This window comes from Vulgatibacter sp., from assembly GCF_041687135.1.
In the GTDB taxonomy this organism is placed as follows: Bacteria; Myxococcota; Myxococcia; order Myxococcales; family Vulgatibacteraceae; genus JAWLCN01.
Genome location: NZ_JAWLCN010000004.1, coordinates 129,189 through 142,773, shown reverse-complemented (window position 1 = coordinate 142,773; position 13,585 = coordinate 129,189). Strand labels below are relative to the sequence as shown.

The 13,585-nt window shown below is 71.1% G+C and carries 15 protein-coding genes; 13 read left to right on the top strand and 2 right to left on the bottom strand.

All coding sequences use genetic code 11. The annotated features are described in order from the left end of the window. Window positions 1-36 precede the first annotated feature (36 nt). The 8 genes from ACESMR_RS11740 to murJ all read left to right on the top strand — a co-directional run bounded on the left by ACESMR_RS11740 (window position 37) and on the right by murJ (window position 8,669). Complete coding sequence (locus ACESMR_RS11740; protein WP_373047267.1) at window positions 37-513, top strand: Spy/CpxP family protein refolding chaperone; 477 nt, start codon at window positions 37-39, stop codon at window positions 511-513. Between the two features lie 6 nt (window positions 514-519). Next, window positions 520-1,248, top strand: coding sequence for a response regulator (locus ACESMR_RS11735; protein ID WP_373047266.1), 729 nt, complete (start codon window positions 520-522; stop codon window positions 1,246-1,248). Further along, window positions 1,245-2,567, top strand: coding sequence for a sensor histidine kinase (locus tag ACESMR_RS11730; protein ID WP_373047265.1), 1,323 nt, complete (start codon window positions 1,245-1,247; stop codon window positions 2,565-2,567). Before ACESMR_RS11735 ends, ACESMR_RS11730 begins: the two co-directional genes overlap by 4 nt. 41 nt (window positions 2,568-2,608) lie before the next feature. Further along, entirely contained in the window at window positions 2,609-3,193 is a 585-nt protein-coding gene (locus ACESMR_RS11725) for a YqgE/AlgH family protein (RefSeq protein ID WP_373047264.1), read from the top strand. 94 nt (window positions 3,194-3,287) lie between these two features. Further along, window positions 3,288-4,772: an HD domain-containing phosphohydrolase gene (locus ACESMR_RS11720; RefSeq protein WP_373047263.1), complete on the top strand. Its 1,485-nt coding sequence runs from the start codon at window positions 3,288-3,290 to the stop codon at window positions 4,770-4,772. Window positions 4,773-4,974: 202 nt separating this feature from the next. Beyond that, window positions 4,975-6,729: an LTA synthase family protein gene (locus ACESMR_RS11715; RefSeq protein WP_373047262.1), complete on the top strand. Its 1,755-nt coding sequence runs from the start codon at window positions 4,975-4,977 to the stop codon at window positions 6,727-6,729. A 42-nt stretch (window positions 6,730-6,771) separates the two neighbouring features. After that, window positions 6,772-7,014 carry a DUF1450 domain-containing protein gene (locus tag ACESMR_RS11710; RefSeq protein WP_373047261.1) on the top strand — a complete coding sequence of 81 codons (243 nt, stop codon included), beginning with the start codon at window positions 6,772-6,774 and terminating at the stop codon, window positions 7,012-7,014. Continuing rightward, window positions 7,011-8,669 (top strand): murein biosynthesis integral membrane protein MurJ, encoded by a 1,659-nt coding sequence (gene murJ / locus ACESMR_RS11705; protein WP_373047260.1) that lies wholly within the window; start codon window positions 7,011-7,013, stop codon window positions 8,667-8,669. The genes ACESMR_RS11710 and murJ overlap by 4 nt, the downstream gene beginning before the upstream one ends. On the opposite strand, the gene ACESMR_RS11700 is transcribed toward murJ, so the two are convergent. Together ACESMR_RS11700 and ACESMR_RS11695 are read right to left on the bottom strand one after the other, a co-directional pair. Further along, on the bottom strand, window positions 8,638-9,258 hold the full coding sequence (locus ACESMR_RS11700; RefSeq protein WP_373047259.1) for a hypothetical protein: 621 nt from the start codon (window positions 9,256-9,258) through the stop codon (window positions 8,638-8,640). The two genes, murJ and ACESMR_RS11700, sit on opposite strands and share 32 nt — an antisense overlap. Window positions 9,259-9,269: 11 nt before the next feature. Further along, window positions 9,270-9,950 (bottom strand): hypothetical protein, encoded by a 681-nt coding sequence (locus ACESMR_RS11695; protein WP_373047258.1) that lies wholly within the window; start codon window positions 9,948-9,950, stop codon window positions 9,270-9,272. Window positions 9,951-10,021: 71 nt separating this feature from the next. Between ACESMR_RS11695 and ACESMR_RS11690 the strand changes: the two genes are divergently transcribed. From ACESMR_RS11690 to ACESMR_RS11670, 5 genes are all read left to right on the top strand, one after another. After that, window positions 10,022-10,888 carry a phosphatase PAP2 family protein gene (locus ACESMR_RS11690; protein WP_373047257.1) on the top strand — a complete coding sequence of 289 codons (867 nt, stop codon included), beginning with the start codon at window positions 10,022-10,024 and terminating at the stop codon, window positions 10,886-10,888. A 91-nt stretch (window positions 10,889-10,979) separates the two neighbouring features. Then, the gene (locus tag ACESMR_RS11685) at window positions 10,980-11,615 is read left to right on the top strand and encodes a DNA-3-methyladenine glycosylase (protein WP_373047256.1); all 636 of its coding nucleotides are present in this window, start codon (window positions 10,980-10,982) and stop codon (window positions 11,613-11,615) included. Continuing rightward, on the top strand, window positions 11,612-12,238 hold the full coding sequence (locus ACESMR_RS11680) for an RNA polymerase sigma factor (protein ID WP_373047255.1): 627 nt from the start codon (window positions 11,612-11,614) through the stop codon (window positions 12,236-12,238). The genes ACESMR_RS11685 and ACESMR_RS11680 overlap by 4 nt, the downstream gene beginning before the upstream one ends. Further along, complete coding sequence (locus ACESMR_RS11675; RefSeq protein ID WP_373047254.1) at window positions 12,235-12,477, top strand: anti-sigma factor family protein; 243 nt, start codon at window positions 12,235-12,237, stop codon at window positions 12,475-12,477. The genes ACESMR_RS11680 and ACESMR_RS11675 overlap by 4 nt, the downstream gene beginning before the upstream one ends. Further along, the gene (locus ACESMR_RS11670; RefSeq protein WP_373047253.1) at window positions 12,474-13,511 is read left to right on the top strand and encodes a radical SAM protein; all 1,038 of its coding nucleotides are present in this window, start codon (window positions 12,474-12,476) and stop codon (window positions 13,509-13,511) included. Before ACESMR_RS11675 ends, ACESMR_RS11670 begins: the two co-directional genes overlap by 4 nt. Window positions 13,512-13,585: the final 74 nt, after the last annotated feature.

Genomic DNA, 13,585 nt, shown 5'->3' with positions numbered 1-13,585 from the left:
AGGCCTGCACGCAACCAGGCCAAAGGAGATGCGCAGATGAAGAAGAACAAGCTCGTGGTCCTGGTCGGCCTGGCGGTCGCCTCCTTCCTGCTCCTCACGGGCTTCCGCCACGCCGGCGGCCCCCACCATGGCGCCTTCCTCGACAAGAAGATCGAGCGGGCCCTCGACGAGATCGAGGCGACCGAGGAGCAGCGCGCCCAGATCCTCGCGATCAAGGAGCGCGTCGTCGCCAGCATGCAGGCCCGCAAGGGCGAGCGGCAGGCGATGAAGCAGGAGATGCTCTCCATCTGGACCGAGGAGAATCCCGATCCGGCGAAGGTGCACGCGAAGGTCGACGAGCGCCTCGACGCCCGCCGCGCCGCAGCCCACGAGATGGCGGACGCGATGATCGAGGTCCATCGCATCCTCACGCCCGAGCAGCGGGCGGAGCTGGCGCAGCTCATCGAGAAGCGCCACGAGAAGCGCGGCAAGCGCCACGGCTACGTCAAGGAAGGCGCCCCCGCGCAGGAGTGATCCCCGATGTCCGGCACCGAGCCCACCATCACCGCGCTGCTCATCGAGGACGACGACCGCCTCGCCTCCCTGCTCGCCGAATACCTCGGCGGGCACGGGGTGGTCGTCGCCCGCGAGGCGGACGGCCTGCGTGGGCAGCGCGAGGCCCTCGCCCGCCCCTGGGACGTGATCCTCCTCGACCTCATGCTCCCCGGGCGCGACGGCCTCACCATCTGCCGCGAGATCCGCGCCCGCTCGGACGTGCCCATCATCGTGCTCACCGCCAGAGGGGAGGAGGCGGATCGGGTGATGGGGCTCGAGCTCGGCGCCGACGACTACCTCTCCAAGCCCTTCTCGCCCCGCGAGCTGCTCGCCCGGATCCGCGCGCTGCTGCGGCGGGCCCGGGGCCAGGCGGGCCCCGCGCAGCGCACCATCGAGGTCGGCCCCCTGCGCCTCGATCCCGGCGCCCACCGCGCCACCCTGGGCGGCACCGAGCTCGAGCTCACCGCCTACGAGTTCACCCTGCTGCGCGTCTTCGCCGAGCGGGCGGGGCGTGTCCTCGCGAGGGAGCAGCTCCTCGATCTCGCCAGGGGAAGCGCGGAGGAGGCCTTCGATCGCTCCATCGACGTCCACGTCTCCCGCCTGCGCCAGAAGCTCGGCGACGACGCCCGCCACCCCCGCTGGCTGAAGACGGTCCGCGGTGTCGGCTACCTCTTCGCAGCGCCGGAAGCCGACACGTCGGACGAGACCCGATGAAGCGCGGCACCTTCTGGCGGGTCTACCTCCACGGCCTGCTCCTGCTCCTCCTGGTGGCGCTCGCCATCTTCGCCGTGGGCAAGGCCTTCGGCCGCCCGCCGCACCAGCCCGAGCGCTTCGCCGGCTGGCTCGCCGCGAGCCACGCGCCCTACCTCCACGACCGTGCCGCCCTGCAGCGTGAGCTCGACGCCACCTTCGAAACCTTCGGCATCGACATCGCCATCTACGCCAGAGACGGCACCCGCCTCGCCGCAGCCGGCGAAGATCCGCCGGCCCTCCCGCCCCACCACCGCGGCCCGATGCGCCCCCGCCACCTGCGCAAGGCCGATCTCCTCGTCGCGCCGATCGGCCGCCCCCCCGAGGCCTTCCTCGTCGCCCGCCGCCCGCGCTGGAGCGGCGATCTCACCAGGCCCGCCGCGATCCTCGGCGCGGTCCTCGCCGCCCTCGCCCTCGGCTCGATCCCACTCGCCCGCTCGATCGCCTCGCCCCTCGAGCGACTCACCGGAACGGTGCGCCGCTTCGGCGGCGGCGATCTCTCTGCCCGCACCGGCCTCGCAAGAGGCAGGCGCAGGGGCAGCGAGGTGATCCAGCTCGCCGCGGCCTTCGACGAGATGGCCGACCGGATCGAGACCCTGATCCGCAGCGAGAAGGAGCTCCTCGCCAACGTCTCCCACGAGCTGCGCACGCCGCTCGCCAGGATCCGGATCGCCCTCGAGCTGGCGGAGGAGGGCGACACCCGCGGCGGCCGCTACCTCCGCGAGATCGAGACCGATCTCGCCGAGCTGGAGGCGATGATCGGCGACGTCCTCACCGTCGCCCGCCTCGACCTCACCGCCGCAGCAGGCGCAGCCCCCTCCGGAACGCCGCCGCTGCGCCGCGCCCCCTGCAGCGGTGACGCGCTCGTGGAGGCGGCGGCGGAGCGCTTCCGCGCGCTCCATCCCGATCGCCACCTCGACGTCGAGATCACGCAACCCCTGCCGGCCATCGACTGCGATGCCGCCCTCGTCCGCCGCGCCCTCGCCAACCTCCTCGACAACGCCGTGAAATACTCGGACGAGGCGATCCTGCTCCGGGCGCTGCCCCGCGAAGGCAACCTCGTCGTCGAGGTGATCGACCGCGGCATCGGCATCGAGCCCGAGGATCTGCCCCGGCTCTTCACCCCCTTCTTCCGCACCGACCGCAGCCGCGCCCGCGGCACCGGCGGCGTGGGCCTCGGCCTGCTCCTCGCCCGGCGCATCGTCGAAGCCCACGGCGGCAACCTCGCCGTGCAGAGCGAGCCGAACCGGGGAACCACCTTCCGGCTCACACTCCCTGCCTGACCCGGGGATGCACCTCGGGGAAGTCGGGTTACTATCGGGACATGGCAACGCAGTCGCTCGCTCCCACGCTTCTTCTCGCCGCACCGCGCCTGGCGGATCCGAACTTCGAGCGGCGGGTCGTCCTGCTCGGCAAGCACGAGCCGGACGGCGCGCTCGGTTGGGTCCTCAACGGTCCCGCCCTCGATCCGGTGGGCCAGCTGCTCCAGGCGGCGGACCTGGTGCCGGCGGGGGTGCAGGTGCCCAGGACCGCACCCTTCCGCAAGGCGGCGCGGGTCGGTGGACCCGTCACCCCGGAGAGCGGCTGGCTCATCTACCCCAACGGCGGCCCCCGCTTCGACGGGGAGATCGAGGTGGGCGAGGAGCTCCTCGTCTGCTCCAATGCCGCGGCCCTCGATGCGGTGGTGCGGGGCAGGGAGCCCAGGCAGTTCCGCCTCGTCCTCGGCTACGCGGGCTGGGACGCAGGGCAGCTCGAGGCGGAGCTGCGCGAAGGCGTCTGGCTCCCCGCGGCCCTCGAGCCCTCCCTCGTCTTCGAGACCGACCCCGATTCACTCTGGGACGTCGCCTTCCAGCAGGCCACCGGCGGGATGGCGACCACCTTCAACGGCAAGACCTGGGGGCTCGCCTGAGCGCGAGGTAGCAGGCGAGCAGACGCCTGCGCCTATCTGCCCACACCCATGGGCATGGTATGGCTTCGTGTCCCGCTGGACGAATGGAGACGGAGTGTACGGCCGCCGCGTCGCAAAACTGACCTCGATCCTCGACGTCGCCAAGGCGATGATCGCCGAGCGCGATCTCGACGCCCTGCTGCGGATCATCGTCGGCGAGGCCGCCGAGGTGGTCGACGCGGACCGCTGTTCGCTCTTCCTCGTCGACCGCGACCGGCGCGTTCTCTGGTCGAAGATCGCCCAGGGGATGATCGGCGGCGAGGAGATCCGCGTCCCGCTCGACAAGGGGATCGCCGGCTGGGTCGCCACCAGCGGCGAGGTGATCAACCTTCCCGACGCCTACGCCGATCCCCGCTTCCACCGCGAGGTCGATCAGGCCACCGGCTACCGCACCCGCGCCCTGCTCTGCGTGCCGATGCGCAACACCCGGGGCGAGGTGGTGGGTGTCCTCCAGGCCCTGAACAACCGCTCCGGTGGCGCCTTCTCCGACGAGGACGCCGAGCTCCTCGAGGTCCTCGGCGGACAGGCCGCTGGCGCGGTGGAGAACGCGCTCCTCCACGACGAGATCCAGCGCCTCTTCGAGGGCTTCGTGAAGGCGGCGGTGGTGGCGATCGAGTCCCGCGACCCCAGCACCGCCGGTCACTCCGAGCGCGTCGCCCACCTCACCCTCGGCCTCGCCGACGCGGTGGAGCAGGGCGGCCGCGGTCCCTGGGCCGGGATCCGCTTCACCGGCGACCAGCGCATGGAGATCCGCTACGCCGCGCTCCTCCACGACTTCGGCAAGGTCGGCGTGCGCGAGCACGTGCTCGTCAAGGCGAACAAGCTCTACCCGGAGGAGCGGCGCACCCTCGAGCAGCGCGTCGCCTACGCCCGCAAGAGCATCGAGGCCGACTCGCTCAAGAGGCGCCTCGACATCCTTCTGCGCGGCGGCGCCAAGGCCGATCTCGAGCGCGAGGAGCTCGCCTGCGCCCAGCAGATCGCCGCGCTCGACGAGGCCTGGGAGTTCGTGCTGCGCTGCAACAAGCCCACCGTCCTTCCCGCCGGCGGCTTCGAGCGTCTCGCCGAGATCGCGCAGCGGACCTTCCCCGGCGTCGCCGGGACGCCGGAGCCGCTGCTCACGCCGGACGAGGTGCGCGTCCTCTCGATCCCCCAGGGATCGCTCTCGCCGGAGGAACGGCAGGAGATCGAGAGCCACGTCGAGCACACCTTCCGCTTCCTGAGCCAGATCCCCTGGACCCGGGGCCTGCGCGGCGTGCCGCACATCGCCGGCGCCCACCACGAGAAGCTCGACGGATCGGGCTACCCGAACCGCCTCCGCCCCGACGAGATCGGCGTCGAGGCGCGGATGATGGCGATCGCCGACATCTACGACGCCCTCACCGCCAGCGACCGCCCCTACAAGAAGGCGGTGCCCCACCAGATGGCGCTCACCATCCTCGGCGACGAGGTGAAGTCGATGAAGCTCGACGGCCACCTCTACGAGCTCTTCGTCGAGGCGGACATCGCCGCCCGGGTCCACGCCCCCGCCCGCGCCCGCTGAAATTGCGCCTTCCGGTCGGTAGCGATTCGATGGCGGCCGTGTTGCGACCTGCGCCCCGCCGTGTTAGCCACGGGACATTCGGGCCCGGCGCGGTGGCCGTGGCCGACTGCTGCCGGGCGCCACCTTGACCCCCCCAAGAATTGATTTCCTGCGGCCAGGCCTCTACTTCGCGGTCCTCACCGCCAAGCAGATCGTCGTAGCCATGCAGCTTGGAAGCGCCGCCCTCCATGGCGCGCGCTTCGTCCTGGCGACCGCCGGCACGAGCCTCGTCCTCGTCGGCATCGCCACCCTGGCCACCGGCCGTTCGCAGCGCTTCCTCTTTGCGGCGCTCGACCTCGCGCTGACGCTGCTCCTCTGCGTCGATCTGCTCCACTTCCGCGCGTTCGGCGATCTGCCCACCGTGGCGTCGCTGCGCTTCGTGGGGATGGCGGCTGCAGTGGGCGGGGCGGTGGTCGACCTCTTCCGCCCGATCGATCTGCCGCTCTTCGCGGGCCTGCCCCTTCTCCTCCTGCCCCCGGGCACCGGCAGGCGCAGCTCACCCCGGGCGGCGATCGCCCTGGCCACCGTCGGTGTCGTGCTCCTCCTGGCGACCTTCGCCACCGCCAAGCACCGGCGCCGCTACAAGGGCAACGCCTGGTTCGCTTCCTACGTGGGGTTCGCGGGCTACCACGCCACCGATCTCCACGCCTACGCCAGCAAGCTCTCCCGGCGGCTCGCCGGCAGGGAGGAAGCGGCAAACCGCGTGCGCGAATTCCTTGGCGCCCGTACCGCGCAGCCGCTGTCCGAGCGCTGGGCCGCCGCCGCCGGCAGCAATGTGATCGTGGTGCAGCTCGAGTCCTTCCAGGGATTCGGCGTTGGAAGAACGGTGGGCGGCCAGCAGGTCACGCCCCACCTGGACGCCCTCGCCCGCGAGAGCGTCCACTTCACCGGGTTCTTCGAGCAGACGGGGTTCGGGCGCACGTCTGACGCGCAGTTCACCGCCAACTGCTCGCTCTTCGCGGTGCGGGACGGCGCCGTCGTCTTCGAGTACCCCCAGAACGACTTCCGCTGCCTGCCTTCGGTGCTGAAGGAGGCGGGCTACCACACCGCGCTCTTCCAGCCGCTGGGTCGCGACTTCTGGAACTCGGCGGTCTTCGATCCCCGCCTCGGCTTCGAGGAGGTGGTAAGCGCCCGGGACCTCGAGCCCGACGAGATCATCGGCCTCGGGCTCTCCGATCGCGCCTTCTTCCGGCAGCTGGCGTCGCGGCTCGAACGGCTGCCCGAGCCCTTCTACGCCTTCGCCCTCAGCGTCACCAGCCACACGCCCTACGCGGACCGGAAGCTGCCCCGCTCACTCGAGCTGGGCGAGCTCGAGGGGACGCGGGTGGGCTGGTACCTGCACGCGCTCCACTACACCGACGCGGCGTTCGGGGAGCTGGTGGGCGCGCTGGGCCAGAGCGGGCTGCTCGACCGCTCGCTCCTCGTGGTCTACGGCGACCACGACGGCGTTACTCGCCAGACCGGCAACCTCGGGGACCTGCTGCCGCTGGCAGACGACGACGCCTTCGCCTGGGCCCGCGAGGAGCAGCGGGTGCCGCTCTACGTGCGCCTGCCCGGCGGCACGGTGGTGGAGCAGCGGGACGAGGCGGGCGGGCAGCTCGACCTCGCGCCCACGATGCTGGGCCTGCTCGGCGTGCCTGCAGACGGCACGGTCTTCCTCGGCACCGATCTCTTCGCCCCGGTTGCCGGCACGCGCAGCGTCGCCTTCCTCGACGGGTCGGTGATCACCGCGGACAGGCTGGCCGTGCCGGGGGGGGACTGCTATGGACCCGGCACGGCCTTGCGCAGGGAGGAATGCGCCGGGCTTCTCTCCACCTGGGAGCCGATGCTGCGGGCCTCGGCGGAGATCCTCGACAGCAACCTCGTCCCCATGCTGGTGGAGCGCCAGGAGCTGCTCGTCGACGCGGAGGCCGAGTAGGCGAGCAGCCGGGCGCACGCTCGTGGCGATGCGAAGCGCGCCGTGGCAGACTGCGCCGCCGTGAAGGCCCAGCTCTGCAAGACCAACCTGATGCGCCTCGGTGGCGCCGCCGCCAAAGCGATCCTCGATGCCTGCAAGGGCGCCGGGATCGAGGTCGAGCGCCGCGACTGCCTCCAGCGCTGCCCCCAGTGCAACGTCGCCGCCATCGCCATCGTCGACGGCATGCCCGTCGGCGCCGCCACCGGCGAGGAGCTCGCCGAGCAGATCGCGAGCCTCACCCCTTGAGCGAGCAGCCGCAGCGCAAGCTCCTGCCGGACGCCCCAGCGCCGCCCCTCGCCGCAGGCACGCCGCCGCCGAAGACCGCTGCGCCGAAGATGGGCGCCCGGGCGCTCCTCGTCTCCGCGGCGACGATGCTCTCCCGGATCCTCGGCCTGGTGCGCGAGCAGATCTTCGCCGTGCTCCTCGGCGCCTCGGCCTTCGCCGACGCCTTCGTCGTCGCCTTCCGGATCCCGAATCTCCTCCGGGATCTCTTCGCCGAGGGCGCGCTTTCCGCCGCCTTCGTCCCGACCTTCACCGACGCGATGAGAAACCGGGGCCGCGAGCAGGCGATCCGCCTCGCCAACGTGGTGATCGGCGCGCTGCTCCTCATCGTCGGCGCGCTCACCCTCCTCGGCATCGTCTTCGCCCCGCAGCTCATCGCCTTCATGGCGCCGGGCTTCGAGCAGGTGGCCGGCAAGCAGGAGCTCACCGAGCTCTGCACCCGGATCATGTTCCCCTTCCTGCCGCTGGTCTCGCTGGCGGCGGTGGCGATGGGGCAGCTCAACGCCCAGGAGAAGTTCGCAGCGCCAGCGCTGGCCTCGGCGATGTTCAACGTGGTGGCGATCGCAGGCGGCGCCTTCCTCTTCCTCGCCGGCTTCCGCGAGGAGCAGGCGGTGATCGGCTGGTCGATCTTCACCCTGCTCGGCGGCGCCGCGCAGCTCGGCGTGCAGCTCCCCTCGCTCTTCGCCACCGGCTTCTCGTTCCGGCCGGCGCTCGACTGGGCGGAGCCGGGCCTGAAGCGCATCGGCCGCCTCATGGGCCCTGCGACCATCGGCCTCGCCGCCACCCAGGTGAACATCTTCGTCAACACCATCTTCGCCTCGCAGGTGCCCGGCGCCCCCTCCTGGCTCAACTACGCCTTCCGCCTGATGCAGCTGCCCATCGGCGTCTTCGGCGTGGCGGTGGCCACCATCGCCACCACCAGCCTCGCCAAGCGCGCCGCCGAGCGGGATCTGCCGGGCATGCAGGCGACGCTCTCGAGCGGCCTGCGCCTCGTCGCCTTCCTCACCGTGCCGTCGATGGTGGGGCTCGCGGCGCTGGCGGTGCCGATCGTGCGGCTCCTCTTCCAGCACGGCGCCTTCCTGCCCACCGACACGGTCGCCACCGCCTGGGCCACGCTGATGTACGCCACCGGCCTCTACGCCTACGCCGCGGTGAAGGTGGTGGCGCCGGCCTTCTACGCCCTCGACCGCTCGCGGATCCCGCTCTACGGATCCCTCGCCGCGGTGGGCGGCAACGTCTTCCTCAACGTCACGCTCTTCCCCTACCTGTCGTACAAGGGCCTCGCCCTCGGCACGGCGGCGGCGGCGACGCTCAACTTCGGCGTGCTTCTCTTCATGTTCCGGAAAGTCGCGGGCGCCCTCGACCTCCCCGGCCTCGTCACCCACTTCCTGCGGGTGCTCGCCGCGGCGGTGCCCTGCGGCCTCGCCGCCTACGTGGTCAACGAGCAGCTCGCCCAGCGCCTCGGCACCGAGACGCTCCTCGCCCGGATCCTCGAGGTCGGCCTCGCCGTCGCAGCGGGCGGCCTCGTCTACCTCGCCCTGTGCCGGCTCTTCCGCGTCGCCGAGCTCGACGAGGTGCTCGCTTTCGTCAAGCGCCGCCGCGCCCGCCGCCGCGCCTGATGCGGCGACGCAGCGCCAGGAGCACGACCACCGCACCCGCGAGCGTCAGCCCCCCGCCCCCCACGCTGCAGCCGACGCCTTCGTCGTGGACCCGGAACGGCTCGCTCGGCGGGCCGCGGTTGCCGGCCTCGTCCACGGGCACGAGGCGCAGCTGGAAGTCGAGAACCTCGTCGTCGTCTTCCTCGTGGAGCGGCAGGACGAGCGTCTCGCCACTCCACTCGTCCAGGACGAAAGCCGGCTGCGGCAGGACGAAGCTCCCAGGCACGCGCCCGCTCACGTGCTCCACCTCGTAACCGATCGCGTGGACCGGGCTCCGGTCGTCGGTCGCCGGCGCGACCTCGACGCGAATGCTGCCGCCGACGCCGCCTCCGACGGCGCAGCCATCGAGCCTGTCGCCGAAGACCGGCTCGATCCGCCGGCGCACCTCGACCTTCCGGACCGACGTGCCGGTGGGCGCGACGTGGTCGATCTCGGCCAGCGCCGGATTTTCGCGGTAGGTCTGCGGCAGCGCGTCGGAGCAGGCAGCGGCGCCGCGAGGCACCAGCAGTCCGACGAGCGCAATCGAGAGAGCGAGGAGCAGCGTGTGCATCGACACACCTCTTAGCGGAAGGAAGGCTGCGTCCCGAAGCTGAAGGCGAGACCGAAACGGTGGTGGGCGTAGAGGGTGTCGAGCTCCACGGTGGTGGAGGCGACCGGTTGCACGGAGAAGGTGTCCGCCACGCGAAGGTAGAGTCCGAGGCCGCCCCCGGCGGCGGGGCTGTGGCGCAGCTCGCTCGAAGCCTCCTCCTTCGCAGCGAGCCAGCCCACCGAGGCCTGTGGCACCAGCACCAGCCACGGTGCCACCACCACGTCCGCCAGCACCGGCAGGTGCACCTCGCCGCCGAAGCTGGGCGCCGTCCGCCCGAGCCACGACATGCTGGCGCCAGGTGCAACCGCGAGGTCGATCGCGCCGCCGCGGTAGAGCTCGACCTTTACGTCGGCGCCGAGCGTCCCCGGCAGCCCGAGATCCAGCACCAGCTCGGTACCTGGCGCGAGGCCGCGGTTGTGCCGGAGGTGCGGGGCGACGAACGAGGTCACGTCGGCCTGCTCCATCCCCGGGGCTGTCGCCAGCATCGCGTCGAAGGTGACGGAGGTGTTGGCCTCGCCCGCCGGCAGCGTCCGCGCCGTGCCGTAGCGGTTCATCGAGACGCAGCCGCACAGGAGCAGCAGCGGAAGCAGGAGGCGAAGCGGCATCCCCGGATGGTCGCAGCTCACCTGCTCGCCGGGCAAGCGACGAGGCATACGCTCCGTATTCCGCCAGGGATACGGCAAGTCCGTCGCCCTCCGCCCCCCCGCAGCCCGAGCGCCCGCCGATGCGCACCTTGAGCCCCATGGGGATCACGAGGCGCAAAGACCACGCACCCCGCCGCTGGTGGTTCTGGCGAACCGGCCTGCCGGGGCATCTCGAATTCCTGCCGCTGAAGCATGGCGTGCCCCTGCTCGCCTGCACGGCGATCTGGCTGGGCACCCACTTCTGGCGCGTCCGCCGGCCGCCGATGTCGGTGGTCTGGAACGAGGTCGACGAGCACGGCGCCGAGCGGGTGAACGACGCCGACCGCTGGGCCCGCCGCACCCTCAAGTGGAACGACACCCTCCGGGCCCGCCACCTCTCCAACGTGCTCGCCCACGGCGTGGTCCCGGGCGGGACCCTCTCCCTCGCCGTGCTCGCGGGCCTCAAGGGCGGCGGCGGCCCCTTCGCCGACGTGCTCGTCGCCAACGAGGCGATGGTCTACGCGGGCACCTTGAGCCAGATCGCCAAGCTCCTCTTCCGGCGCCAGCGCCCCTTCGGCCGCTTCGCGCCCCAGGGCTCCACCGCGCCCGCCCGCCAGCCGGACGACGACAACCTGAGCTTCTTCTCGAGCCACACGGCGACCACCACCGCCTTCGCCTTCGCCGCCGCGGAGATCGTCACCCGAAGGGCGGTGCGCACGCCGCTGGTGCTGCTCATGGCCATCGCTGCCGGCGCCACCGGCTACCTGCGCATTGCCTCGGACCGCCACTACCTCACCGACGTGCTCACCGGCTACGCGGTGGGCGCGGCGGTGGGCACGCTCACCCCGCGGCTCCTCCACCCGGTCCGCACGCCGAAGCGCAGGCTCGACCGGTTGCGCCGCCGCCTGCTGCGCTGGGAGGCGGAGCACAACCCGAGCTGGTACCCCGCCGCGCTCCTGCCGGTGTGACGCCGCCGCAACCGACCGTGCCCTCCCGCATCTACTCCGGGCAAACCGCAAACCCCGGCAGGAGGAGCGAGGCTGTGCTGTTCTCGTGGGGATGAGCCACGAACCCCTCCCCAGAGACTTCTACGACCGTGACACCGTGCAGGTGGCCAGAGACCTGCTCGGCTGCAGGATCTACCGGCACGTGGGCGAAAGGCTCTACGTCGCCCGGGTGGTGGAGACCGAGGCCTATTGCGGCCCCCACGACCTCGCCTGCCACGCGTCGAAGGGACTGACGCCCAGGACCGAGCCGATGTACGGCCCGCCGGGGCACGCCTACGTCTATTTCATCTACGGCCTCCACCACTGCCTCAACGTGGTGACCGAAGGGCCGGGCATCGGCTCGGCGGTCCTCATCCGCGCCCTCGAGCCGATCGGGGGCTTCGCGGAAGCCACGAGGACCGACGGTCCGGCGCGGCTGACGAAGGCCCTGTCGATCGACAGGGCCCAGAACAAACTCGATCTCACCAGCGGCACCGACCTCTGGTTCGCCGGTCCGGAGCGGCCCGCCGGCGAGATCTCCACCGGAAAACGCATCGGCGTCGACTACGCCGGTGAATGGGCAGAGCGACCATGGCGGTTCTGGCTTCACAGTCCCTGCGTATCCGTCCAGCCTCGCCGGAGGCGGAGCGCCGTGCTAGAAGGCACCCCCACCCGGCCCACCGGAGGGGAGGGCACCCGAGGCCTATGAGCACTGAAGCCGCCGCCAAGCTGCACTCCGACGACGAGCTGGTCGCCCGGTTCCGGGATGGGCAGGACCGCGCCTCCTTCGAGGAGCTCGTCCGCCGCCACCGGAACCGCGTCTTCGCCCTCGCCCTGCGCATGGTGAAGAACGAGGAAGAGGCGCTGGAGATCGTCCAGGAGACCTTCCTCTCCGCCTTCCGCAAGCTCCCCGACTTCCGCGGGGAGGCCCAGTTCGGTTCCTGGGTCCACCGCATCGCCGCGAATTTCGCGCTGATGAAGATCCGCCACCAGAAGGTGGTCGACGGGGTGGAGGAACCGATCGAAACCACGGACGGCAAATTTCGTCCGGATGGCCATTGGGACGTCTACCCGACCGGCATGTGGGGCCGGCGCGCGGACGATCTCGTTCTCGATTCCGAGCTCCGGGACCGCCTCGTCAGCGCGGTCGAAAAGCTCCCCGAGGTCTATCGGGCCGTGTTCATGCTCCGCGACTTTGACGGGCTCTCCTACGATGAGATCGCCAACACCTTGCAGACCACCGTCCCCGCGGTGAAGAGCCGCCTCCACCGCGCCCGTCTCGCCCTCCGCGAAGACCTCTCCTCCTACTTCGATGCGAAGGAGGGCGCATGAGCTTCCACGGCGTCTCCTGCAAGCATTGCGTCGATCTCCTCGTCGACTACCTCGAGGGCCAGCTCGCCCCCGAGCACGAGAAGGCCCTGGACGACCACTTCATGGCCTGTCCGCCCTGTCTCGATTTCCTCGATCAGTACCGCGCCTCCTCCCGGCTCTGCCGCCGGGCGCTCGAGACCGAGATCCCGCAGGTGATGGCGGACAAGCTCGACGAGTTCCTCTCCAAGCACTGCAAGTGAGCACCGGGCCCCTCATCCTCAAGAACCTTCCGGAGCCCCGCGCCCTGGAGGTGCTGGGTTCCTTCGGCGCCTCCGAGAAGGAGGCGCGGCGGATCTGGGCGGCGTCGGTGAAGAACCGGGCCCACGTCCACGAGCTCAAGGGGCTCGAGCAGATCCGCCGGGTGGTGATGGATCAGGTGCAGGCGCGCTGCGAAGCGCCGCGCCTCGAGGTGGTCACCCGCCGCACGGATCCGGCGGACGGCTTCACCAAATACCTCTTCGCCCTGCCCGACGGGCAGCGGGTGGAGACGGTGCGGATCCCGATCTTCGACACCCACTACGTGGTCTGCGTGAGCTCGCAGGTCGGCTGCGCGCTGGCGTGTGATTTCTGCGCCACCGGCCGCATGGGCTTCAAGCGCAACCTCGAGCCCTGGGAGATCGTCGAGCAGGTCCTCGCCGTGCGCGAGGAGGCAGATCGGCCGGTGCGCGGCGTGGTCTTCATGGGCATGGGCGAGCCCCTGCTCAACTACCGCAACGTCATCGCGGCGGCGCAGATCCTCTCCCATCCCGCCGGCGGGGCGATCGACGCCAAGGCGATCACGATCAGCACCGCGGGCTGGGTGCCGATGATTCGCCGCTTCACCGAGGAGGGGCACAACTTCCGTCTCGCGGTGAGCCTCACCTCGGCGATCCCGGAGAAGCGCGTCGAGGTGATGCCGGTGGAGAGGCGCTGGCCTCTCGATGAGCTCATGGCCGCGGTGCGCGATTACGCCGCCAGCCGCAAGACCCGCGCGATGCTCGCCTACGTGGTGATCAAGGGCTTCAACACCGGCCGCGAGGACGCGGCGGCGCTGAAGGAGCTCATCGGCGACGTGCCGGTGAAGATCGATCTCATCGACGTCAACGACGCCACCGGCACCTACCTGCCGCCGGACGCCGACGAGCTCGAAGCCTTCCGGGATCACCTCCAGATCCTCGGCTGCCCGGTGGTGCGCCGCTACAGCGGCGGCAAATCGATCGAGGGCGCCTGCGGCATGCTCGCCAACGTCGGCTGAAGCTCCGACCGCCCGTGCGGCGAGCTGGCAGAATATTGTCGGGTGCTTATCTTCGCTTCTATGCACGTCGTGAT